A 20,727-nucleotide genomic window follows, 5' to 3' on the forward strand; every position below is an offset into this window, starting at 1 on the left:
TTCCGGCGGACGGAAGGCGTTCACTCCTTCGAGGGCCGGAGAAACGTTCGCGCCTTGCCCCCGGTGAGAACCGGGGGCAAGGCGCGTCGCTGTACGGGTCGCGGGTTACGCGGTCGGCTTCTCCGCCCGGCCTATTCGGGCTCGCCGCCGAAGCGCTCCTTGTACGACTCCAGGTCCTCGTCCGTGAGCTTGGCGAAGAGGACCGGCGGGATGGTGAACGGGGTGCCGGCGGGGACGGAGGTCAGGGAGCGGGCCTCTTCCGGGGTGACCCAGGTCGCGGAGTCGTCCGACAGGGAGAAGGCCTCGCGCATCGTCTTCGCCGACGTCGGGATGAACGGCTCGGAGACCACGGCGTAGAGGTGGATCAGGTTCATCGCCGTACGGAGGGTGAGAGCGGCGCCCTCCGGGTTGGTCTTGATCTCCAGCCAGGGGGCCTTCTCCTCCAGGTAGGAGTTGCCCGCCGACCACAGGGCGCGCAGCGCGGCCGCCGCCTTGCGGAACTGGATGGCCTCCATCTGCGACTCGTACTCGGCGAGGAGGCGGGCGATCTCGTCGCCCAGCTTCGCCTCCGCCTCGCCGGGCTCGGCGCCTGCCGGGACCTCTTCGCCGAAGCGCTTCTTGGAGAAGGACAGGACACGGTTGACGAAGTTGCCGAGGGTGTCGGCGAGGTCCTTGTTGACCGTGGCCGTGAAGTGCTCCCAGGTGAAGGACGAGTCGTCCGACTCGGGGGCGTTCGCCATCATGAAGTAGCGCCAGTAGTCGGCGGGCAGGATCTCGAGGGCGTCGTGTGTGAAGACGCCTCGGCGCTGCGACGTCGAGAACTTGCCGCCGTAGTAGTTCAGCCAGTTGAAGGCCTTGATGACGTCGACCTTCTTCCACGGGGCGCGGGTGCCCAGCAGGGTCGCCGGGAACATCACGCTGTGGAAGGGGACGTTGTCCTTGCCCATGAACTGCGTGTAGTGGACGTCCGTGTCCGACTCCCACCACCAGGAGCGCCAGTCGCGGTTGCCGGTCGGGTCCTGGTCGGCCCATTCCTTCGTCGAGCCGATGTACTCGATCGGGGCGTCGAACCATACGTAGAAGACCTTGCCCTCGGCCGCCAGGTCCGGCCAGGTGTCGGCCGGCACGGGGACGCCCCAGTCCAGGTCACGGGTGATCGCGCGGTCGTGGAGCCCTTCCGTGAGCCACTTGCGGGCGATGGAGGAGGCGAGGATCGGCCAGTTGTCGGCGCGCTCGTCGACCCATCCCTCGACCTCGCCGGCCAGTGCCGACTGGAGGAGGAACAGGTGCTTGGTCTCGCGGACCTCCAGCTCGCTGCTGCCACTGATCGCCGAGCGGGCGTCGATCAGGTCCGTCGGGTCCAGGACACGCGTGCAGTTCTCGCACTGGTCGCCGCGGGCCTTGTCGTAGCCGCAGTGCGGGCAGGTGCCGATGATGTAGCGGTCCGGGAGGAAACGGCCGTCCGTGATCGAGTAGACCTGGCGGATCGAGCGTTCCTCGATGAAGCCGTTGGCCTTGAGCTCGCGGGCGATCTCCTGCGTGATCTCGTGGTTCTGCGGGGACGAGCTGCGGCCGAAGTAGTCGAAGGCCAGGCCGAAGCCGTCGTAGATCGCCCTCTGCTGGTCGTGCGCCTGGGCGCAGAACTCGTCGACCGGGATGCCCTGCTCCTTGGCGGCCAGTTCGGCGGGGGTGCCGTGCTCGTCCGTGGCGCAGATGTAGAGGACGTCGTGGCCGCGCTGGCGGAGGTACCGGGAGTACACGTCCGCCGGGAGCATGGACCCCACCATGTTGCCCAGGTGCTTGATCCCGTTGATGTACGGAAGGGCGCTGGTGATGAGGTGTCGAGCCATCGCGGGCTGCTCCCAAGTCGCTACGTGGGGTGACGATCTCGTGGTCTCGGTCGTCTACGGAACCTTGAAATCGTAGCTGACATGGGTACGCCGCCCGCCTCCCGTTTTACGGGGTGGGAAGCGGGCGGCGTTCGGGGCTCAGGGGAGGGTTACGGGCGCCAGTTCGCCAGTACGCCCTCGTAGAGCTCCTTGTCCGTGAGCTCGCGGGGGGTTTCGCCTGCGAGGAAGTGGGACGTGTTGGGGGCCTTGAGCTTGCGGAGGTAGTCGAAGGCCTTGTTCTCCGGGTCGCCGAAGGCGACGAAGGAGAAGAAGACGGTGGGGTGGGACTTGGCCGCGTCGGTGAGGGCCTGGGTGGCGGGGGTCTTGGCGTCGGGGGCGCCGTCCGTCTGGAAGATCACCAGGGCGGGGGTGGTGGGCTCGGCCTTGTCGTGGTGGGCGAGGACGGCCTCCACGGCGGCGTGGTAGCTGGTGCGGCCCATGCGGCCGAGGCCCGCGTGCAGGGTGTCGATCTTGTTCTCGTGGTCGGTGAGGGTGATCTCGCCGGTTCCGTCGAGTTCGGTGGAGAAGAAGACGACCTGGACCGTGGCCTCGGGGTCGAGGTGGGCGGCGAGGGCGAGGGTCTGCTCGGCGAGGGCCTGGGCGGAGCCGTCCTTGTAGTACGGGCGCATGGAGGCGGAGCGGTCGAGCACGAGGTAGACCTTGGCCCGGGTGCCGGTGAGGTTGTGCTGCTTGAGGGTGGTGGTGGCGGCCTTGTAGGCGGTGGCCAGGCTGGGGGCGCGGGTCTTCAGCTGGGTGAGAGTGAGGGCGGGCTTGGAGGTGTCGTCCTTGTCCTCGGCGTCCTCGGCGTCCTCGGCGTCCTCGGCGTCGCCTTCGGCCGAGTCGTTCCCACCCGCACCACCCGTGCTGCTTTCGTTGTCGGGTGCGGGTGGCCCCTGTGGGGCGGGGTCGCCGTCGGCGGGTGCGGGTGCGTCGGCCTCCGGCTGCGCGGGTGCCTCCTTTTCCGCCTCCGCTTGCGCCTTCGGCTCCGCTTCCGGCTCCGGCTGTGCCGTGGCGGGCTCGGGCTTGTCCTCCGTCTTCGCGTCGGACACCGCCTCGGGCTCGACAGCGACATGGGTGTCGGCGGGGGCCTCGGCCTCCTCGCTCGGCTCCGGCTTCGCCTCTTCCGGGGCTGTCTCGGGCTCGACAGCCGGCGGCGCTGCGGCTTCCGCCTCATCGGCAGCAGCCGGCTCTTCCGCAACGACCGGCTTCTCGGCGACTGTCGGCTCTTCGACGGCTGTCGGCTTCTCCGCGGCGTCCGCAACGACCGGCTTCTCGGCGACTGTCGGCTTCTCGGCGGCTGCCGGTTCCTCGGCGACCGTCGGCTCTTCGACGGCTGTCGGCTCTTCGACGGCCGTCGGCTTCTCCGCGGCGTCCGCAACGACCGGCTTCTCGGCGACCTCGGGCTCCGCCGCGGCTGCCGGTTCCTCGGCGACCCCGGGGTCCTCCGCAACCGCCGGTTCCTCGGTGACCGCCGGTTCCACGACCCCGGCCTTCTCCGCGATCGTCGGCTCCTCGGCAACCGCCTTCGGCTCCTCAGCCGTCGGCTCCTCGCCCTCCGTCTCCGACGCACGCGTCGGACGAGGCACCGCCGCCACGCTGTCGAAGGCCGCCGAGACCAGGTCGTGTTCGTCGGGGGAGGACGTGCGGGGTTCGGGGACGGTTGGCGTGGGGGAGGAGGGGGCGCGTTCGCCGGAGGCGGTCGGGGGCTCCTGGGCGGGGACCTGGACCTGTGGGGTGTCGGGGGACGGCGTTGCCGTCGGTTCCTCCGTGGTCGTCGTCGGCCGCGCCGCACCCTCCGCCTCGGCGGTCCGTGACTTGCGTGACCGTCCGAACGCGTTCCGCAAGAGAGTGAGAATGCCCATGTGCGCGCAACCCTTCGCGTGAGGTGGAGCCGTCAATCCCTGGCCAGGACGGACACGTAAGGTTAGCGGCCCTCCTGTGTGATCTTGGGCAGGGTCGGGTATGCGAGGCCCTTTCTGTCAAGGGGGACATCCGGCCTGCCCCTGTGACGCCCTGCCGCATCGCCGCAACTGCCGTACGGCTGCCGCAGGTTCACCCGCTGTTCACCCGGGCGCCCGGCTCCCGCACGTATGTACTCCTACGGTCACGCTGACACCAAGGGCATCCAAGGAGAGAGCAAAGTGCGCAAGCTGCTGCCGTTGATCGGAACGCCGTCCGGATCGCACCCTGGCGGCCGGTCCGCCATGACCTGTCGGTTCCGGTGTGGTGACGCCTGCTTCCACGAGGTGCCCAACACCAGCTCCAACGAGTACGTCGGTGACGTGATCGCCGGTGCGATCGGCCGCCGGTCGATGATGCGGGCCGCGGCCGTGGTGACCGTGGCCGCCGCGGGAGCGGGGGCGGTGGGCGTCGGACAGGCTCCGTCAGCGGGCGCGGCACCGGCTCCGGCCACGGCAGCCGACGCCGCCTCGGCCGCCCGGCGTAAACACAAGGGCGCGCGCGGGCTGCGCTTCGCGCCCGTCGCGCCCAACACCACCGACGCCGTGACCGTGCCGGAGGGGTACCGGCAGAACGTCGTCATCCGCTGGGGCGAGCCCATCCTGCGCGGGGCGCCCGCGTTCGACCCGGAGAAGCAGACCGCCAAGGCGCAGGCCGGGCAGTTCGGGTACAACTGCGACTTTCTCGCCCTGCTGCCGTTGCCCGGGGAGCGGAACCGGAAGCTGCTCGTCGCCAACCATGAGTACACGGACGAGGTGCTCATGTTCCGGGGGTACGACGCCGCCAACCCCACACGTGAGCAGGCCGAGATCGCCTGGGCCGCGCACGGGCTGTCCGCCGTGGTGGTGGAGGAGGACCGGAGGACGGGGAAGCTGACCGCCGTCTCGCGGCATCAGCTCAACCGGCGCGTCACCGCCACCAGCGAGTTCCGGCTGACCGGGCCCGTCGCCGGGTCGAAGCTCGTGCGGACCTCCGCGGACCCGACCGGCACCAAGGTGTTCGGCACCCTCAACAACTGCTCGGGCGGTGTCACCCCGTGGGGCACGACCCTGCACGGCGAGGAGAACATCAACCAGTACTTCGGCAACGCGAGCCGGGACACCGACAAGCGGTACGGGATCGGGACCGGGGCCACCGAGCGCAAGTGGGAGCGGTTCGACAAGCGGTTCGACGTCGCCCAGGAGCCGAACGAGGTGCACCGGTTCGGGTATGTCGTCGAGTTCGATCCGTACGATCCGGAGTCGACGCCCCGCAAGCACACCGCGCTGGGCCGGTTCAAGCACGAGGCCGCGACCGTGCGGCTCACGCGGGACGGGCGGCCCGTCGTGTACTCCGGTGACGACGAGCGGTTCGACTACTTCTACAAGTTCGTCGGCAGCAAGCGGATGAGGCACGGGTCCTCCCGGGCCGTCCGCGAGCACAACCTCTCGCTGCTCGACGAGGGGACGCTGTACGTCGCCAAGCTCACCGGTGACTCCCCCGACTTCGAGACCGACGGCATGGGCAAGCTGCCGGAGGACGGGGAGTTCGACGGCAGCGGGCAGTGGATTCCGCTGGCCACCGCCACCGCGAAGGGTGCCGTCTCGCACGTGGACGGGATGACCGCGGAGGAGGTGTTCGTCTTCACCCGGATCGCCGGTGACAAGGTGGGCGCCACCAAGATGGACCGGCCCGAGGACATCGAGCCCAACCCGGTGACCGGCAAGGTGTACGTCGCCCTGACGAACAACGTCAACCGCGGTGTCGGCTCCAACGCCAAGGCGGACGAGGCCAACCCGCGGCACGCCAACAAGCACGGGCACGTGCTGGAGCTCACCGAGCGCTGGAACCGGCCGGAGAGCACGAAGTTCGCCTGGTCGCTGTTCCTGGTCGCCGGTGACCCGGACGACCCGGCGACGTACTTCGCCGGGTTCCCGAAGGACGGCGTCAGCCCGATCTCCTGCCCGGACAATGTGGCCTTCGACCCCTACGGGAACCTGTGGCTGTCCACCGACGGCGCCCAGCTGGGTTCGCACGACGGTCTGTTCGGCGTGGCGACCCGGGGTGAGCGGCGCGGTGAGCTCAAGCAGTTCCTGACCGTGCCGAAGGGTGCGGAGACCTGCGGTCCGATCATCCAGGACCGGCGCGTCCTCGTCTCGGTGCAGCACCCGGGCGAGATCGACGGCGCGTCCGTGGAGAAGCCGGCCAGCACCTGGCCCGACGGGCCCGGGAAGCACGTCCGTCCGGCGGTCGTGGCCGTGTGGCGCGCGGACGGCTGCGACATCGGCGTCTGAGACGCCGCACCTTCGAGCGGATCCTCCACATAGATCCTTCGAAGGGATCAGGGCAGGGCCGGGCTCGGCGGTCTGCGAGGGCCGTCGGGCGCCGACTGCCGTGTCCCGAGCAGCCGCGCGGTGCTCTGCGGCGCTCGTTCCAGCCATTCCGGTACGCCGGTGCCTGCCCCGCCACCTCCCCGTACGCCTCCTCCAGCTCCGGGTAGACGCCGGCCAGGCCCGTCTCCGTACGCGCCGCGAGGAGCAGCCGTACGCCGAGCGGGTCGCCTCTGAGGCGGCGTACCGCCATGTCGGGGCGGGGGGCGCGGGTCGGCTGGCACACGGTGACGTCCTGGGTCTGCCCGACCACTACTCGGGCCCGTGCAGCGAGCTGATGTCCGGCGGCGGGCCCGGTACGTCCTGCACCAACGCCACCCCGGACGCCCGTGAGCGGGCCCGGGTGAACCAGCTGTGGGCCAACGGCCTCGCGGCGGCGATGGACAAGGCGGCGGACAAGGCGGCGGACATGGCCCTGGAGAAGTCCGGCCGTCAGGACCTGCCGGACCCGGGGCGCTGATGCAGCGTCAGGTCGGTGACCACCGATCGGTGGTCCGTGTCGGACAGATCCAGCACGCGGGTGTCGCGGGCCGCGAAGTCCCGCGACACCAGCACATGGTCGATCTGGGCGCCGAGCGTCGGGGCGGTCCGGGCCGGCCAGGTGGCCGTGCGGTCGGCGCCGTCCAGGCGGGCGGCGTCGCGCAGGCCGGTGTCGAGGATGCGGCGGAAGGCGGCGTGGTCCTGGGAGGCGTTGAAGTCGCCGGCCAGGACGAGCGGGGTGTCGCGGTCGCCGGCGGCAGCGGCGCGCACGGCCCCGAGCTCCCGCTTCCAGAGGTCCACCTGCCCGGGCAGCGGGGGCATGGGGTGGGCGAGCTGGAGCCGTACGGCGTGCCCGTCCACGTCGGCGACCGCCCCGGGCATGCCCATGGTGGCGGGCACGCCCTCGGTGGCCCGGAGCGTGAAGCGGCTGAGGATGACGGAGCCCTCGGAGCCGCCGCCCTCCACGGCGCTGCGGTGCGGGTAGTCCCGGGAGAGGTCCTTCCGCAGCCGCTCGTCACACTCGTACTCGCACTCCTGTACGAAGATGATGTCCGGTTTCTCTCGGCGTACGACGGCGACCAGGGAGCCGGTGCCCTGCCCGAACTCGACGTTCGAGGTCAGCACGCGCAGCTCGGCGACCGGGCGGCCCGCGGGGTCGTCTACCTTGCCGTACGGCTCGATGAACCAGGCCAGCAGGCCGAGCACGGCGACTCCCCAGGCCGTTCCCAGCCACCAGCGGGAGCGCAGGGTGAGCAGCAGCGCCAGGCCGGTGGGCGCGAGCAGCCAGGGGAGGAAGGCGAGGAGTTGCGGGACGGGGGTGATGCCGTCGCTGTCGGCGGTCCGGAAGCCCACGACCACGCTCACTCCCGCGAGCAGCAGGAAGGCGAACCCCGCGCCGGATCCCCGCCCGGGCGGGCCCTGCTCCGGCCCGTCGTCGGTGGCGGTCCATTCGGCAGCGGCGGTGTTCAAGGGCCGGCCTTCCGTTCGCGGGGTGGTTCGCCCGCATCCTCCCTCAAGGACGGGGTGGGGCGGCGGAAGGTTGCCGTGCGTCGACGCGGGCCAGGAACTCCGCCAGCGCCTGGTCGAACACGTCCGGGCGTTCCAGGTTCGGCATGTGGGCCGCGCCGTCGATGATGTGCAGCGCCGAGTCCGGGAGGGCCATGTGCATGGCCAGGGCGTCGGAGACCGGGGTGAAGGTGTCGTCCGCTCCCACGACGACCAGGGCCGGGACGGAGACGCGGGGCAGCAGGTCGTCGTAGCCGGGGCGGCGGGCGCGGGCGCGGGCGCGCAGGGCGGCCGCGGCGCCCTCGGGGGCGGTGGCGGTCATCATGCGGTGGACGTGGGCCTTGACCCCGGCGGGGGCGTACGGGGCGACCATCCGCTCCAGGACCTCGTCGGCGTAGCCGCCCATGCCCTCCGCCAGGAGGCGGTCCGCCATGGCGTCGCGGGTGCGGACACCCTCCGGGGTCTCCGCCGACGGGAAGGTGTCCGCGAGGACCAGGCCCCTGACCCGCTCGGGGAACAGGCGGTAGCAGTCCATCGCGATCTGGCCGCCCATCGACAGGCCCGCGAGGACGAACGACTCCACCTTCAGCTCGTCCAGCAGGGCCTCGATGTCCCGGGCGAATCCGGAGAAGTCCGGGACGGCCGGGGTGACCGGAGAGGCGCCGTAGCCGCGCAGGTCGGGGGCGACGACCCGGCGGTCCGCCGAGAACGTCTCGAGCTGCGGGGCCCACATCGTGCGGTCGAAGGGGTGGCCGTGGACGAGGACCAGGGGTACTCGGTGAGTATCCGGGTCTTTGTCCTCGTAAGCGAGGAAGGGTGCCATGCGGACGACCCTAGGCCGCCCAACTACTCGGTGCAATAAGATCTTTGCTCTCGGTGCAATCCAAGGGGGAGACCGACCGATGGGTGACTACCGGCGCATCGCCGATCTGATCGCCGACGACATCGCCACCGGACGGCTCCGGCCCGGTCAACGGCTGCCGCCGCAGCGGGCGTTCGCGCGGCGCCGCGGGATCGCCCCGTCGACGGCCGGCCGGGTCTACAGCGAACTCGTACGGCGTGGGCTGGTCGTCGGCGAGGTGGGGCGCGGCACCTTCGTACGGGCCGGACCGACGGGCCCCGCGGGGCAGGCGTTGGCCGAGCCCGGCCCGGCCGACGCCCCCGTCAACCTGGAGCTCAACTACCCCAGCGCGCCCGGCCAGCCGGAGCTGCTCGCCCCCGTCCTCGCGCCGCTGCTGCGCCCCGACGTGCTGGCCGAGGCCCTGCTGCCGGCCGCCGCCACCGGCACGCCGGAAGCCCGGGAGGCCGCGGCCGCCCTCCTCACCACGCCCGGCTGGCGCCCCGCCCCGGACCGGCTGCTGTTCACCGGCAACGCCCGCCAGGCCATCGCCGCCGTCCTGGCCTCCCTGGTCCGGCCGGGCGGCCGGGTCGGCGTGGAGCAGCTGACGTATCCGCTGGTCAAGGAGATCGCGGCCCGGCTGGGCATCACCCTGGTGCCGCTGGCCGGTGACCGGGCCGGGCTGCTCCCGGAGGCCGTCGCGGCCGCGCACCGCTCGGCGCCCCTGTCCGCCCTCTACCTGCAGCCGACGCTGCACAATCCGACGTCCCTGACGACGAGCCGGACGCGGCGGCTGCAACTCGCCCAGCTGGTCCACCACTTGGACCTCCCGTTCGTCGAGGACCGCATCTGGTCCTTCCTGCACGGCTCGGGTGAGCGGCACGGGGCCGGTGATCCCCTCGCCGCCCATGCCCCGGCCCTCGCCCATGTCGTCGACGGGCTCTCCAAGCGGGTCGCCCCCGGGCTCACCGTCGGGTTCCTCGTCGTGCCGCCGCAGCGGGTCGCCGCGGTGGCCGACGCCGTGCGGTCGGGCGGGTGGAGCGCGGCACGGTTCGCGCTGGAGGCGGCCGTGCGCTGGGCGTCGGAGGGGACGGTGGCGCGGCTGGTGGAGGCCAAGCGTGCGGACGCGGCGCGGCGGCAGCGGATCCTCGCCGAGGAACTCGCCGGCTTCGCCGTGCGCTCCGACCCGCGCGCCTATTTCGCCTGGTGGGAGCTGCCGTCCCCGTGGCGCGCGGACACCTTCACGGCCGCCGCCGCCGCGCACGGCATCGCCGTCACCCCCGGCCCCGCCTTCGCCGTCTCCCCCGGCCACACGCCCGACGCCGTCAGACTCGGACTCGCGTCGGCTCCGGAGGGGGATCTGCGACGGGCGCTACGGACGCTGGGCCGTGTCGCCGCGCGGCGTGGTGGGGGTCGTGGTGGCGGGTGAGTGCCGGGGCCGGCCGCACGCGAGCCCGAGCCCGACAGCGCCACCCGGCACACCGCTCACCAACCGGCACCCCACCACACAGCAACACGGGCCGGGCACCCACAACGACCGGGGCGCGTGCCGAGTGCGCCGTCAGGCTTGGGCTCGCGCTCGGCTCCGAGGTGGGGCTGCGGCGGTCTCACGGACGTTCGTCGTGTCACCGTGCGGCGAGAGGGGGGGGCGGCTGGTGGGTCGCGTGCCGGGTGGCGGTGTCAGGTTCGGGCCCGCGTGGGTTCCGGTGGGGGATCTGTGGTGGGCGCTGCGGATGGCGGTTCGTGTCGCCGCGCGGCGAGGCACCGGCCCGTGAGCCAGGAGGCGAGTGCCACTGTCAGGCCGAGGGCGAGGAGCAGCCAGGACACGGTGCGCAGGGTGGTCGTGAGGGCGTCGTAGACCGCGCCCGCCGCCGGGCGGTGGAGTGCGTCGGGCAGGTCGGCGAGGGTGAGGCGGCGGCCGATCGCGACCGCGAGGACCAGCAGCCCGCCGCCCAGGGCCGTGCCGAGAGCGAGGGCGGTGACAGCGCGGCGGCGGCAGGCGGCGACGGCGATCCCGGTGACGGCCAGCACGGCGGCGGAGAGCGGCAGCCAGAAGGCGGCGGTGTCCAGCACGTGGTATCCCCTGCGCAGTCGGTCCACGTCCCCGGCCGGGAGCACCGGGACCCGGGTGTGGGTGACCGGGATGCGGTGGGCGAACGACACGTGGTCGTCTTCGAGTTGGCGTTTGACCCGGGCGACGACCGGGGCGAGGTCGACGGTGACCGGGTCCGCCCGCTCCTCGTCGTCACGCAGGGCGCGCAGCACGGCGGCGTGGACGGCCTGGTTCGCCGCGTCCCAGGCGGCGCGGAACGCCTCGGTGCGGGTGAAGGAGCGGGCCGCGTCGTGCACGAAGGGCCCGACCGCGCCGCGCAGGGAGCCGGTGTCGAGGTCGTGCCCGGCCTCCCGCATGATGCCGTCCCCGACGGCGTCCGCGACCGCGAGCCGCACATCCGGATCGGCGGCGAGCGGCGCCATCGTACGGACGTAGCGGCCGGTGTCGGTCAGCCCGTGCGCCGCCCAGGACGCGAGCGCCCCGAACGGCACGAGCAGGCACGCGAGGGCCAGCAGAACGGCCGACAGGGCGTTCCGCGGTCGTAGGGGCGCCTTCTCGGGTACGGGCGCCCGGTCGCGCTCGGGCACCCTCCCAGGCAAGCCGCCCCGGGCCCGCTCCGCGCGCGGGATGACTGCGATCGGCCGTACAAGTCGAGCCGAACGGGGACCGGCCGGTCAGCCGATGCGGTGGCCCGTGGCGTCCTCGTGCGTGTAGTAGCGGTAGAACATGGTCAGCAGGACGCCCGCCCCGGCCGCCATGCCCAGCCACATGGACCACAGCACGGACAAGCCGGACTGGCTGATGAGGAAGCCGGTCGCGCAGCCCGTGAAGGCGAACCAGAGCGCCGCGTGCAGTTCGCGCCGCAGCCTCCGGCCGAAGTGCCACACGGCGGCGAACAGCACGGCGAACACGAGCGCGGTGACGAAGCCGAACAGCAGGTTCCAGCCCGTGATGGGCCCGCCGTAGCGCCGGTTGGCCGCGGCCCAGTAGCCGTAGACGAGCCCGAGGACGACGGGCGTCGCGACCTTCGCCACCGCGTGGACGCGCGGGCTGAAGACATCGGGCGTCCGGTGCCGCAGGGCGACCTCGCGTGAGGCGGGTGCCGCATGAGCCATGAGAGTGCTCCTCTCTCCCTGCCCCTGCCTACCAGGGCACACCTGCGGAGGGCCGTAGGCAAGTCGGGGGGCGAACCACCCGAAGGCGGACGTTTGCGGTCCTGGCCGCCCCCTTTGCAGCCGCAGAGGTTACGGTGCTGCCGTACGTGATCGACCGGGGGAGGGGAAGAGATGCCCGGAACCGTGCTGCTGCTGGCGGCCTCGCCGCTGGGCAGGGGGCGCCTGGTGGACGCCGCCTCCGTGCTCCCCGTGCTGGCCGCCGTGCCGCCCGCCGTGCTGTCGGGCACGGACACCGCGAACGTCGTCGAACTCGCCGACCCGCTGGAGCCGCAGGCCGTCCTCACCCGGCTCCGCGCCGCCGCCACGGCCCCCGGCCCGCTCACCGTGTACGTCACCGGGCAGCTCCAGCTCGACCGCAAGCAGCGCCTGCCGCATCTCGCGCTGGCCCGCACCACCGCCCCGACCGTGCGCTACACGGCCTTCCCCTGGCACTGGTTCCGGGAGGAGCTGCGCCTCAGACCCGCCGGGGCGACCACGCTCGTGCTCGACCTGCACGCGGACGCCGAGACCTGGGAGCTGCTGCGGAGCGCCCCCCTGGACTCGGGCCGCGGCACCGCCGTCCACGGGCGCATCGCACCACCGCCGTCCCGGCGCACGGTCGCGGCACCGGCGTACATGAAGGCCGTGGCGACGATCCTGCGCAGCGGGTTCCGTCCGCCGCCGGAGCAGCTGCACCAGCAGGCACTGGCCCGGATCGCTCAGGAGAGCGCCGGCCGGGACATCGTGGTCAGCGCGCGGGGGCCGGTGAGCGGCGATCCGCACACCGCCATCACCGCCGCCGTCCAGTCCGGCCGCCACCAGGACGCGGACGCGCTCGCCGCCCGGCACGAGCAGGCCGCCGTGGCCGCGCACGGACCCGCCTCCGAAGAGGCCCTGCACTGGGCCGAGGTCAGGGCCGACCTGGCGATGTTCGCCGGGGACGCGGCCCGCAGCTGCCGCACCTGGCTGACGGTGGCCGCCGCGCGGCTGAACGCCGGGCAGGCGGTGGACGCGCCCGCCGTCGAGTCGGCCGTCGACCGGGCCCACCACCAGTGGGGCCAGATATCCGACTCCGCGCAGGCACGCGAACTGGGGACCGGGCTCGCCGAGTTGCGGGGGCGGGTGCCCGGGCGGCGCGAGGGGGCGCTCGACCACGTGCAGCGGCAGCTGCGCCAGCTGCAGACCCAGGGCTGAGCACACCGTGCGCCGGGTGCGCGCGGCGTGAAGAGAGTGTGCGAGCGCTTGCGCGGTTTGCGTCAAAGGTCTGCCCTCACGGCCTGACCCGGTGTCATGATGTCGGGTATGACAGAGGGGGACGAAGTGGCTGTCTTAGGCGTACGCGTCCGGCTGGGTGACGGCGCGACCGTGGACGATGTCAGAGCACTGCGGGCCTGGCTGGAACGGGACGAGCCGCTGGAGCAGCTGCTCTCCCGCGAGCAGCTGCGCATCGAGGAACGGACCAGCACGGACGGGCCCAAGGGGCGTCTCGGGCCCGACATCGAGATCGTCCTCCAGCTGCTCGGCGACGTCGCGACGGTCGCCGCGCTGACCGACTACACCGCCCGCGCGGTGAAGACCTGGAAGAACAACCGCCGCAGGCTCCAGGGCGGCGAACCCGATTCGGAGATCCGCCCGCTGGGCTCCGACGGGGAGTAGCCCGGTGAGCCGCTTCGACCCGCGCGGCCGAGCCAACCGGGCGCTGCTCGTCGGCGTGTCCGAATACGACCACACGGCCCCGGACCCGCAGGGCGTGACCGGACAGCTCCCCGCCGTGCGGCACAACCGCAAGACACTCGACGACGCCCTGCACCGGGGCGGGGTGTTCGGCGCGGGCGAGATCAGGGTGCTGGCCTCGCCGTCCCAGGAGGACTTCACCGCCGCGCTGCGCCACGCCGTGCGGGAGGCCGAGGGCCTGCTGCTGCTCTACTTCGCCGGGCACGCCGTCGTGAACACGTCCGGCGGCGAGCTGCACCTGCAGATGCGCACCGCGCGGGTGGTCGCGGGCGAGCTGCCCGGCGCGGTGAGCTTCGCCCAGGTGCTGGGCGAGATCTGCGTCGCCGAGAGCCGTGCCGACAAGGTGCTGGTGATCCTGGACTGCTGCTACGCGGGCCACGCGGCGGGGATCTGGCACCGTTTCGCCGACCCGGAGGGGAACAAGGAGAAGGTCCTCCTCCTGATGAGCGTCCAGCCCAACCGCTGCATCCTGGGCGGGGACGCCGACATCGCGACGCCGTTCACCCGTGAGCTGGCGGAGGTGCTCTGCGAGGGCCGGGAGGTGTGGCTCTCCGAGCTGTATCCGATGCTCAAGCAGCGGATGGACGAGGCGGGTTACAAGGCGGAGGAGGACGACCCGCAGATACCGCAGGCACTGGCGCCTCCGTGGGACCCGGACGCGGATGTCCTGCTGGCGGCGCGGCCGGTGCCGTCGCCGGCGCCGACGGTGCCTGCGCACTCATCGGCGTCCGCGCACTTGCCTGGGCGTGCGCCTGGGCTTGGGCCTGCGCCCACGCCTCCGGCGGGCCCGGACCCGGCCTTGGGGGCGGTCTCGGGGGAGGCTCCGGCTCCGGCCTCGGGGACCGTCTCGGAGGCGGTCTCGGCTCCGGACCCGGGGACGGCACCAGCTTCGGGGACAGACCGGGGGGCGGCCCCAGCCCCACCCTCGGGAACGGCCCCGACGGCTCCCCCGGGGACGACCCCGATGCCTCCCTCGGGAACGGCCCCGACGGCTCCCCCGGGGACGACCCCGATGCCTCCCTCGGGAACGGCCCCGACGGCTCCCCCGAGGACGACCCCGATGCCTCCCCCGGGGACGGCCCCGACGGCTCCCCCGGGGACGACCCCGCCGCCCCAGACGCCCGACCCCCCGCCTGGCCCCCGCCGGTCCCGCCTGCTCGGACGCGCGGCCGACAGCGTCCGGGCCCTCGCCGACCGGCTCGGCCGGACCCTGCTCACCTTCCTGCTGGCCCTGCTCGCCACCGGCACCGGCGGCTACGGGATCTTCGCGGTCATCGGGGACTCCGCGATCTGCGCGCCGTCCCGGGAGCTGCGCGTGCTGACCGACCCCGACCTGGAACCGGCGATCCAGGCCGCCGCGGACGAATACTTCGCCTCGGACGCGAACACCACGGACGACGGCTGCCGGCGCGGCGGCGTCACCGTCTACAGCGCCGGGGCCGCCACCGTGGTCTCCGCGCTGGGCAAGCGGACCGACGCCTGGCAGCAGCCGCGCGAGGACGACAACCCGCAGCGGGACATCGGCCCGCAGCCGGACGTGTGGATCCCCGCGACCGGCGCCGACGTCGGCCGGGTCGCCGCCGCGCAGGAGGACCGGGTCTTCGCCTGGCTGGAGCCGGACGCCGAGCCGTTCGCGTACTCACCCGTCGTGCTGGCCGTCCCGCGCGGCCTCGACCGCACCCTCGGCGAGCCCACCGGGCGCTCGCTCTCGCAGCTGGTCGACGCCCTGGAGGAAGCACCCGGCACCGCCGAAGTACACCGCCCCGACCCCGCCTTGACCGGCTCGGCGCTGCTGGCGACCGCGGGCCTGTACGGCGACGGGGACGACGTGCGCGGTGCCGAGCTGCGCATCACCCGGCCCGAGCGGCCCGAGCCCTCGGCGGTCGAGCTGCTGTGCACGCTGCCCGACGACGACGCCGTGGACGACCGCGGCGCGGCCCTGGTCCCGGAGTTCCTGCTCAGGAGCGGGGTCGGCTGCCGCCCGGCCACCCGCGTGCCGCGCACCGCCGCCTACCCCGACGACGTACCCGCTCTGGAACCGACGTTCGTGCGGGTGCGCTGGGATCACGGCGACCTGGACGCCGACGCCCGCGACGACGAGGCGGACCGCTTCCGCACCTGGCTGACCGGTGCGGAAGGCAGGGCGGCGCTCGGTGAGCAGGGCTTCAGGTCCGCGAGCGGCGACCACCCGCTGCTCGACGCCGAGGCGGCGGATTCCGCCGGTCTGACCGACACCGTCCGCGCGGGAGAGTCCGCCGACGCGTCGGATCTGGACAAGGCACTGGCGCGGTACGGCAACGCGCACGGAGCCGGCCGGGTCCTCTTCCTGCTCGACAGCTCCGGCTCGATGGCCGGTCTGTGGGACGGCCCCAGCGGCGGCCCCGGCATCCTGAAACAGACCCTGCCCGGGCTCGGCGGGGAGGACGAGTACGGAGTGTGGGCCGTGCACGGCCTCTCGGGCCGTACCCACAGCGAGCTGCTGCGCTTCGGCACACACTCCCGCGAGAAAGCCGAGGAGGCCCTCGACACCGGTGAGGTGCGGGACGCGGAGGCCGATCCGTCCGCCGCCCTGCTGGACGCCCTGGCGTTCATGCGGGAGCGCGGCACCGGCGACGACAGGCCGCAGCTGATCGTGTACCTCACCGACGGCGAGGACGACAACCGCCTGACCGGCGACCGGTTCAGGGACGTGCTCGACCGGGCCGGGTCCGCGGGCGTGCCCGTGGCGATGGTGACCCTGAACAGTGGCGCCTGCGACAGCGACCGACCCGCCACGCTCATCGCCGAGGCCGGCCGGGGCCGCTGCCTGGACGCCGGAGACGCCCTGGTCCCCTCCCTGCACGACGAGGTGGCCCGCATCGGAACGGGGGAGGAATGATGGCCCGCCGCCTGCCCGCCGCAGTGCTGTCCCTGCTGTCGCTGCTCACCCTCGCCTCCTGTACCGGCGGTGAGGGGCAGGAACAGCCCTCGGGCGCCGACGCCTCCACCCGGATCGTGGTGGCCAGCGGCCAGGACGTCACCGGCAAGAACGGCATCCGCCAGCAGCTCATCGACGCCTGGAACGCCAGGGAGGGTTCCGACGGCTACCGGGCCCGCCTGGTCGAACTGCCCGGCTCGGCCGACCAGCAGCGCAGCCAGCTGCTCGGCGCCCTCCAGTCCGGCAGCGCCGACTACGACGTGGTGAACCTCGACGTGACCTGGATCCCGGAGTTCGCCGAGTCCGGCATGATCCGTCCGCTGACGGACGCGGCCGTCGAATCGCCCGGGGACCTGATCCCGTCCGTGAACAGCACGTCGTACTGGGACGGGAAGCGGTACGCGGTCCCCTTCAACAGCGACACGGGCCTGCTGTACTACCGCAAGGACCACCTGCGGAAGGCCAGTGCCTCCCGGACCGAGCTCAGCGACGGGGTCACCTGGCACGAGCTGCGGAACCTGATCGAAGCCGTCGCCCCCAGGGACGAGAAAGCGGGCTGGACCACCCAGCTCGCCCCGTACGAGGGCCGCACCGTCAACGCGATCGAGGCGTTCGCCTCGGCCGTCCCAGGCTTCCGGCTGACCGACCGCGACGGCAAGTACGTCGCGACCGAGCAGCAGTTGACGGCGGGAGTGGCCGAACTGCGTGAGCGTACGGCGAAGTCCTACACGCTCAAGGAGGCCTCCCAGTCCCGCGAGGCCGAGTCGCTGAGTGCCTTCGCGGAGGGCCGCACCACCTTCCTGCGGCACTGGCCGTACGTCTATCCCACCCTCCACGAGACCTTCAAGGACAAGCTCGGTGTGACCCGGCTGCCCGGCAAAGCGGTACTCGGCGGCCAGAACCTCGCCGTCACCTCCTCCATGACCGGACAGCGGGCCGCGAAGGCCGAGGAACTCATCGCGTTCCTCACCGACCCCGACAGCGAACGCTGCCTGCTGCGCGCCGGGTTCGCCGCGACCCGCGCCTCCGCCTACCGGGAGTCCGCCCCCGACTGCCGCCACGCCCCCGCGTACGCCGAGACGCCCTGGGCGTCCCCCACCGGAGAGAGCACGGTCCGTACGCCCCCCGACCGCTTCACCGACGGCACCAGCTACTCGCGGGACATCCTGTACCCGGCCCTCCGCGAGGCCGTGCACCGTCCCGTCACGCCCCTGTACGGCGCGGTGAACCGCACCCTCATCACCGAACTCGACGCGCTGTACGACCCGCCGAGGGACCCGGAGGGAAACACGCCGGGCGACGCGGAGATAGCGAAGAGCCTTGACGAGGCGTTGAGGGAGTTCCTGCCCGATTGAACCTCCCCATCGCCTTCGCCGGGGCACGGCTGGGCACGGCTTCAGGGAGGCCTACTCCGTCTTCGTCGCGGCGTCGAAGACGCTCAGCGAGTAGACGTCGCTGTCGTTCTCCGAGATCGCGAACAGCCTGCTCGCGTCCGGTGCCCAGGCGAGGCCCGCCGGCGCCAGGAGGGCGGAGTCGTCGCCGGATACCTCGTACTGCTTCACCGGTGTCGAGACGCCCTGCTCGAAGACGTGCACGTCCGGGTCGTACGAGGAGTCCGTGCCCGCCGCGACGTCGCCGTTCGGGGCGATGTCCACCGCGTTCGGGTAGGTGTTGGTGACGTACTTGCCGTTCGCGGACAGGTCCGTGAGCCTGTAGACCGCCTGGTAGTAGGGGGCGCCGCTGGCCGTGACGACGTTCTGCCCGTCCGGGGTGACCGCGAGATCCCGGAGGTTGCCGCCGCCGGTGTCGCCCGGGTCGAAGGCGTAGGCCGTGCGGCTCGCCGCGCCGGAGGAGACGTCGTACACGGCGAGTTCGACCGGGCTCTGCCCCGGCGCGCCCGCGACGAGTGTGCCCGGGGCGCCCGCGGCGGCGTCCAGGATCGGGGCGTCGTAGAAGGTGCGGTCGGTGTCCTGGCCCAGGATGACGGCGGGGCCGGCGGCGCTCGGGTCGAGCGAGCCTATGTTGCCGTCGCCGGAGGAGCCGTAGCTGAACCAGAGCTTGCCACCGGCCAGGGCGACGTAGGCCGGGCCGGCGCCCGCGCCCGTGGAGTAGCGGCGGGACTCGGTCGCGGTCGCCGTGTCGATCGCCACGACGGCGTCGGCGTCGTGCGCGGCCGCGTACAGGGTGCCGGAGTCGGGCGACAGCTCCAGGCCGTGGACACCGGGCAGCGAGCCCACGGTGCCGACGACCGTTCCCGCGTAGTCCGTGACGACGACCTGGCCGGCCGCCGGATCGCTGATGAAGACGCGATGGTGGACCCCGTCGACGACCATGTCGCCGGTCGACTTCAGGGGCAGAATCGCGCTGGAGTCCGCGGCCGCCGCCGACCCGGCGCCTAAGAGGACCGCGAGCGCCGTCGCGGCCGTGAGAGTACGTCTGTGCACGGTTTTCGAACCTCCCGGAACGAAAGAAGTGATCAGCCTGCGCAGGCTAGAACACCCCACTGACAGACGTGGGCCGGGAAGCAGGACGGTGGCGCGAAAGTGCCGTGGGAGAGGTGAGCGTGGTGGGGCCGTCAGCGGGCGTCGGCGACGGTCCGCTGGTCCTGCCGGGGTTCGTCCGCTCTCGCCGGCCCCGCGTTCGCCGCGAGCAGCAGTGTCGCGACGGCGATGACGGCCGCGGTGAGACCTCTGGTGTAGCGCTCGGCGGTGCGTGTGCGGCTCAGCACGGCGACCTCGCAACGGGGGGCGGTGGCTACGGTGGCGGCGTATTAAGCATGTTCGACAAATCCGCTTAACACTCCGTTTAACCTAGGGGCTGTTCGCGGCGAACGGCAAGAGGGCCAGGGGGAGTTGGCGTGGGGGAGCGGGATGATCCGGGGACGATCGGGCGCCGGGTGCAGCGGTTGCGTGTCGAACGGGGACTGACGCAGCGGCAATTGGCGGAACCCGTGTACACGCCGGCCTATGTCTCCACCCTGGAGTCGGGCCGGGTGCGGCCCTCCGACGACGCGCTGCGGCATCTCGCCGAGCGGCTCGGCGTCGCCTTCGACGAACTGGCCACCGGGCGCTCGGCGCGGCTCGCGACCGAGCTGCGGCTGCGGCTGACCGAGGCCCAGCGGACCTTCGCCGTCGGCGAGGCCGAGGCGGCGGAGGTGGCGGAGCGGTACGCCGAACTGCTCGTCGAGGCCGAGACGCACGGGCTGGCCGCGGAACAGGCCGCCGCGCTGCTCGGGCTCGGTGAGTGCGCGGTGGAGACGGGCGAGCTGGTGGCCGGGCGGCGGTACTTCGAGCGGGCCGAGGGGTGTCTGGCGGGGGCGCCGCTGCCCGCCCGGGTTCCGGCCCTGCGCGGCCGGGCCGTCGCGCACTATCTCGCCGGTGAGCTGCGGTACGCCGTCTACCTGCTGGAGTCCGCCCTCGACGAGCTGAACCGCGGCGGGCTGCACGACCCCGACGCCCTGCTGCTGCTCTACGCCAGCGTCATCGGGCCCTACATGGACATGGGCGCGCACGCCCGCGCCGCCCAGGCCGCCGAGTTCGCGCTCGCGCTCGCCCCGCAGTCCGGCGATCCCGCCCTGGTCGCCCGGATGCACCGGTCCGTCGCCCGCACCCTGGTCGCCGAGGGCCGTCTCGCCGAGGCCGACGCCTCGCTGGCCAAGGCCGCCGAGCTGTACCGGGGCCTGCAGATCCGCACCGAACTCGCCAACTGCCACTGGATGCGCGGCTATGTGTATGCCCAGGACGGGCAACTGGAGCGTGCGGAAGCGGAGTTGAGAGAGGCCCTCGGCATGCTGACGGCCAGGCGCGCCGCCCTCTACAGCAGCCAGGTCGCCGTCGAGCTGGCCGATGTGCTCCATCGGCGCGGCAGGTCCGACGAGGCCGCCGCCCTGCTGCACGGGGTGCTCGACGACCTCTCCTCGGAGCGCGGCGCCGTCCACTCCGCCGCCGCGCACCGCCTCCTCGGCATCATCGCCGAGGACGCCCGCCGCACCGAGGACGCCGAGGAGCACTACGTCCGCGCCCTGAGCCTGCTGGAGCGGGCGGGCGCGGCCGGTGACCTGGCCGACCTGTGCCGGCTCCTGGGCGATCTGCTGCGGCGGACCGGGCGGGTGGAGGCCGCCCTCGACGCCTACCGGACCGGGCTCGGACACCGTACGGCCCCCGGCACGACGACCCTCGGGCCGGCGCCCGCACAGCCGCCTCTGTGAGGAAACAGGGGCTTCGCACAGTCGTGCGGGCTAGGGCCTGTCGTTTGGATCACGGCGCAGGGAATCGGCAGCACTTCTTCGACGCCGGTGAGCGGGGCCTGGTGCGTGCAGCTGCAAGGCGG

At 72.8% G+C, this 20,727-nt stretch carries 15 protein-coding genes and 1 pseudogene; 8 read left to right on the forward strand and 8 right to left on the reverse strand.

Annotated features, from left to right (window positions below; all coding sequences use genetic code 11):
- Positions 1-131: 131 nt before the first annotated feature.
- Both metG and ACFZBT_RS37425 read right to left on the reverse strand, forming a co-directional pair.
- Positions 132-1,850, reverse strand: a complete 1,719-nt coding sequence (metG, locus tag ACFZBT_RS37420) for a methionine--tRNA ligase (RefSeq protein WP_391113847.1) — start codon at positions 1,848-1,850, stop codon at positions 132-134.
- A 149-nt stretch (positions 1,851-1,999) separates the two neighbouring features.
- Entirely contained in the window at positions 2,000-3,751 is a 1,752-nt protein-coding gene (locus tag ACFZBT_RS37425) for a VWA domain-containing protein (RefSeq protein ID WP_391113850.1), read from the reverse strand.
- 279 nt (positions 3,752-4,030) lie between these two features.
- Between ACFZBT_RS37425 and ACFZBT_RS37430 the strand changes: the two genes are divergently transcribed.
- Together ACFZBT_RS37430 and ACFZBT_RS37435 are read left to right on the forward strand one after the other, a co-directional pair.
- Positions 4,031-6,121 (forward strand): alkaline phosphatase PhoX, encoded by a 2,091-nt coding sequence (locus ACFZBT_RS37430; protein WP_391113853.1) that lies wholly within the window; start codon positions 4,031-4,033, stop codon positions 6,119-6,121.
- A gap of 322 nt (positions 6,122-6,443) precedes the next feature.
- A pseudogene (locus tag ACFZBT_RS37435) lies at positions 6,444-6,677 on the forward strand (snapalysin family zinc-dependent metalloprotease); the annotation flags it as partial.
- On the opposite strand, the gene ACFZBT_RS37440 reads toward ACFZBT_RS37435, so the two are convergent.
- Both ACFZBT_RS37440 and ACFZBT_RS37445 read right to left on the reverse strand, forming a co-directional pair.
- The gene (locus ACFZBT_RS37440) at positions 6,650-7,666 is read right to left on the reverse strand and encodes an endonuclease/exonuclease/phosphatase family protein (protein ID WP_391113856.1); all 1,017 of its coding nucleotides are present in this window, start codon (positions 7,664-7,666) and stop codon (positions 6,650-6,652) included. The pseudogene ACFZBT_RS37435 and the gene ACFZBT_RS37440 sit on opposite strands and share 28 nt — an antisense overlap.
- Positions 7,667-7,709: 43 nt before the next feature.
- A complete protein-coding gene (locus ACFZBT_RS37445; protein ID WP_391113859.1) occupies positions 7,710-8,525 on the reverse strand; it encodes an alpha/beta fold hydrolase in 816 nt (271 codons plus the stop codon).
- Positions 8,526-8,604: 79 nt separating this feature from the next.
- Between ACFZBT_RS37445 and ACFZBT_RS37450 the strand changes: the two genes are divergently transcribed.
- Positions 8,605-9,969, forward strand: coding sequence for an aminotransferase class I/II-fold pyridoxal phosphate-dependent enzyme (locus ACFZBT_RS37450; RefSeq protein WP_391113862.1), 1,365 nt, complete (start codon positions 8,605-8,607; stop codon positions 9,967-9,969).
- Positions 9,970-10,220: 251 nt separating this feature from the next.
- On the opposite strand, the gene ACFZBT_RS37455 is transcribed toward ACFZBT_RS37450, so the two are convergent.
- Positions 10,221-11,180, reverse strand: coding sequence for a hypothetical protein (locus ACFZBT_RS37455; RefSeq protein ID WP_391113864.1), 960 nt, complete (start codon positions 11,178-11,180; stop codon positions 10,221-10,223).
- An 87-nt stretch (positions 11,181-11,267) separates the two neighbouring features.
- Positions 11,268-11,708, reverse strand: coding sequence for a hypothetical protein (locus ACFZBT_RS37460; RefSeq protein WP_391113866.1), 441 nt, complete (start codon positions 11,706-11,708; stop codon positions 11,268-11,270).
- Between the two features lie 171 nt (positions 11,709-11,879).
- On the opposite strand from ACFZBT_RS37460, the gene ACFZBT_RS37465 reads away from it, so the two are divergent.
- The 4 genes from ACFZBT_RS37465 to ACFZBT_RS37480 all read left to right on the forward strand — a co-directional run bounded on the left by ACFZBT_RS37465 (position 11,880) and on the right by ACFZBT_RS37480 (position 17,753).
- Positions 11,880-12,941: a hypothetical protein gene (locus tag ACFZBT_RS37465; RefSeq protein WP_391113868.1), complete on the forward strand. Its 1,062-nt coding sequence runs from the start codon at positions 11,880-11,882 to the stop codon at positions 12,939-12,941.
- Between the two features lie 126 nt (positions 12,942-13,067).
- Complete coding sequence (locus tag ACFZBT_RS37470; RefSeq protein ID WP_391113870.1) at positions 13,068-13,403, forward strand: hypothetical protein; 336 nt, start codon at positions 13,068-13,070, stop codon at positions 13,401-13,403.
- A gap of 4 nt (positions 13,404-13,407) precedes the next feature.
- On the forward strand, positions 13,408-16,359 hold the full coding sequence (locus tag ACFZBT_RS37475; protein WP_391113872.1) for a substrate-binding domain-containing protein: 2,952 nt from the start codon (positions 13,408-13,410) through the stop codon (positions 16,357-16,359).
- Positions 16,359-17,753 (forward strand): extracellular solute-binding protein, encoded by a 1,395-nt coding sequence (locus ACFZBT_RS37480; RefSeq protein ID WP_391113881.1) that lies wholly within the window; start codon positions 16,359-16,361, stop codon positions 17,751-17,753. The genes ACFZBT_RS37475 and ACFZBT_RS37480 overlap by 1 nt, the downstream gene beginning before the upstream one ends.
- Before the next feature lie 51 nt (positions 17,754-17,804).
- Here the strand turns inward: ACFZBT_RS37480 and ACFZBT_RS37485 are convergent, their stop codons facing one another.
- Both ACFZBT_RS37485 and ACFZBT_RS37490 read right to left on the reverse strand, forming a co-directional pair.
- Positions 17,805-18,842 carry a hypothetical protein gene (locus tag ACFZBT_RS37485; protein ID WP_391113874.1) on the reverse strand — a complete coding sequence of 346 codons (1,038 nt, stop codon included), beginning with the start codon at positions 18,840-18,842 and terminating at the stop codon, positions 17,805-17,807.
- A gap of 131 nt (positions 18,843-18,973) precedes the next feature.
- Positions 18,974-19,126: a hypothetical protein gene (locus ACFZBT_RS37490; protein WP_391113877.1), complete on the reverse strand. Its 153-nt coding sequence runs from the start codon at positions 19,124-19,126 to the stop codon at positions 18,974-18,976.
- 129 nt (positions 19,127-19,255) lie between these two features.
- Between ACFZBT_RS37490 and ACFZBT_RS37495 the strand changes: the two genes are divergently transcribed.
- Positions 19,256-20,605 carry a tetratricopeptide repeat protein gene (locus tag ACFZBT_RS37495; RefSeq protein WP_391113879.1) on the forward strand — a complete coding sequence of 450 codons (1,350 nt, stop codon included), beginning with the start codon at positions 19,256-19,258 and terminating at the stop codon, positions 20,603-20,605.
- Positions 20,606-20,727 lie beyond the last annotated feature (122 nt).

Origin of the sequence: Streptomyces sp. NPDC008137, from assembly GCF_042957035.1 — a bacterium.
Lineage (GTDB): Bacteria > Actinomycetota > Actinomycetes > Streptomycetales > Streptomycetaceae > Streptomyces.

Excerpts from the sequence above, each read along its gene's own strand:
- ACFZBT_RS37480 (WP_391113881.1), top strand. The coding sequence starts at position 16,359 with ATGGCCCGCCGCCTGCCCGCCGCAGTGCTGTCCCTGCTGTCGCTGCTC.
- metG (WP_391113847.1), bottom strand. The coding sequence starts at position 1,850 with ATGGCTCGACACCTCATCACCAGCGCCCTTCCGTACATCAACGGGATC.
- ACFZBT_RS37450 (WP_391113862.1), top strand. The coding sequence starts at position 8,605 with ATGGGTGACTACCGGCGCATCGCCGATCTGATCGCCGACGACATCGCC.
- ACFZBT_RS37460 (WP_391113866.1), bottom strand. The coding sequence starts at position 11,708 with ATGGCTCATGCGGCACCCGCCTCACGCGAGGTCGCCCTGCGGCACCGG.
- ACFZBT_RS37445 (WP_391113859.1), bottom strand. The coding sequence starts at position 8,525 with ATGGCACCCTTCCTCGCTTACGAGGACAAAGACCCGGATACTCACCGA.
- ACFZBT_RS37425 (WP_391113850.1), bottom strand. The coding sequence starts at position 3,751 with ATGGGCATTCTCACTCTCTTGCGGAACGCGTTCGGACGGTCACGCAAG.
- ACFZBT_RS37465 (WP_391113868.1), top strand. The coding sequence starts at position 11,880 with ATGCCCGGAACCGTGCTGCTGCTGGCGGCCTCGCCGCTGGGCAGGGGG.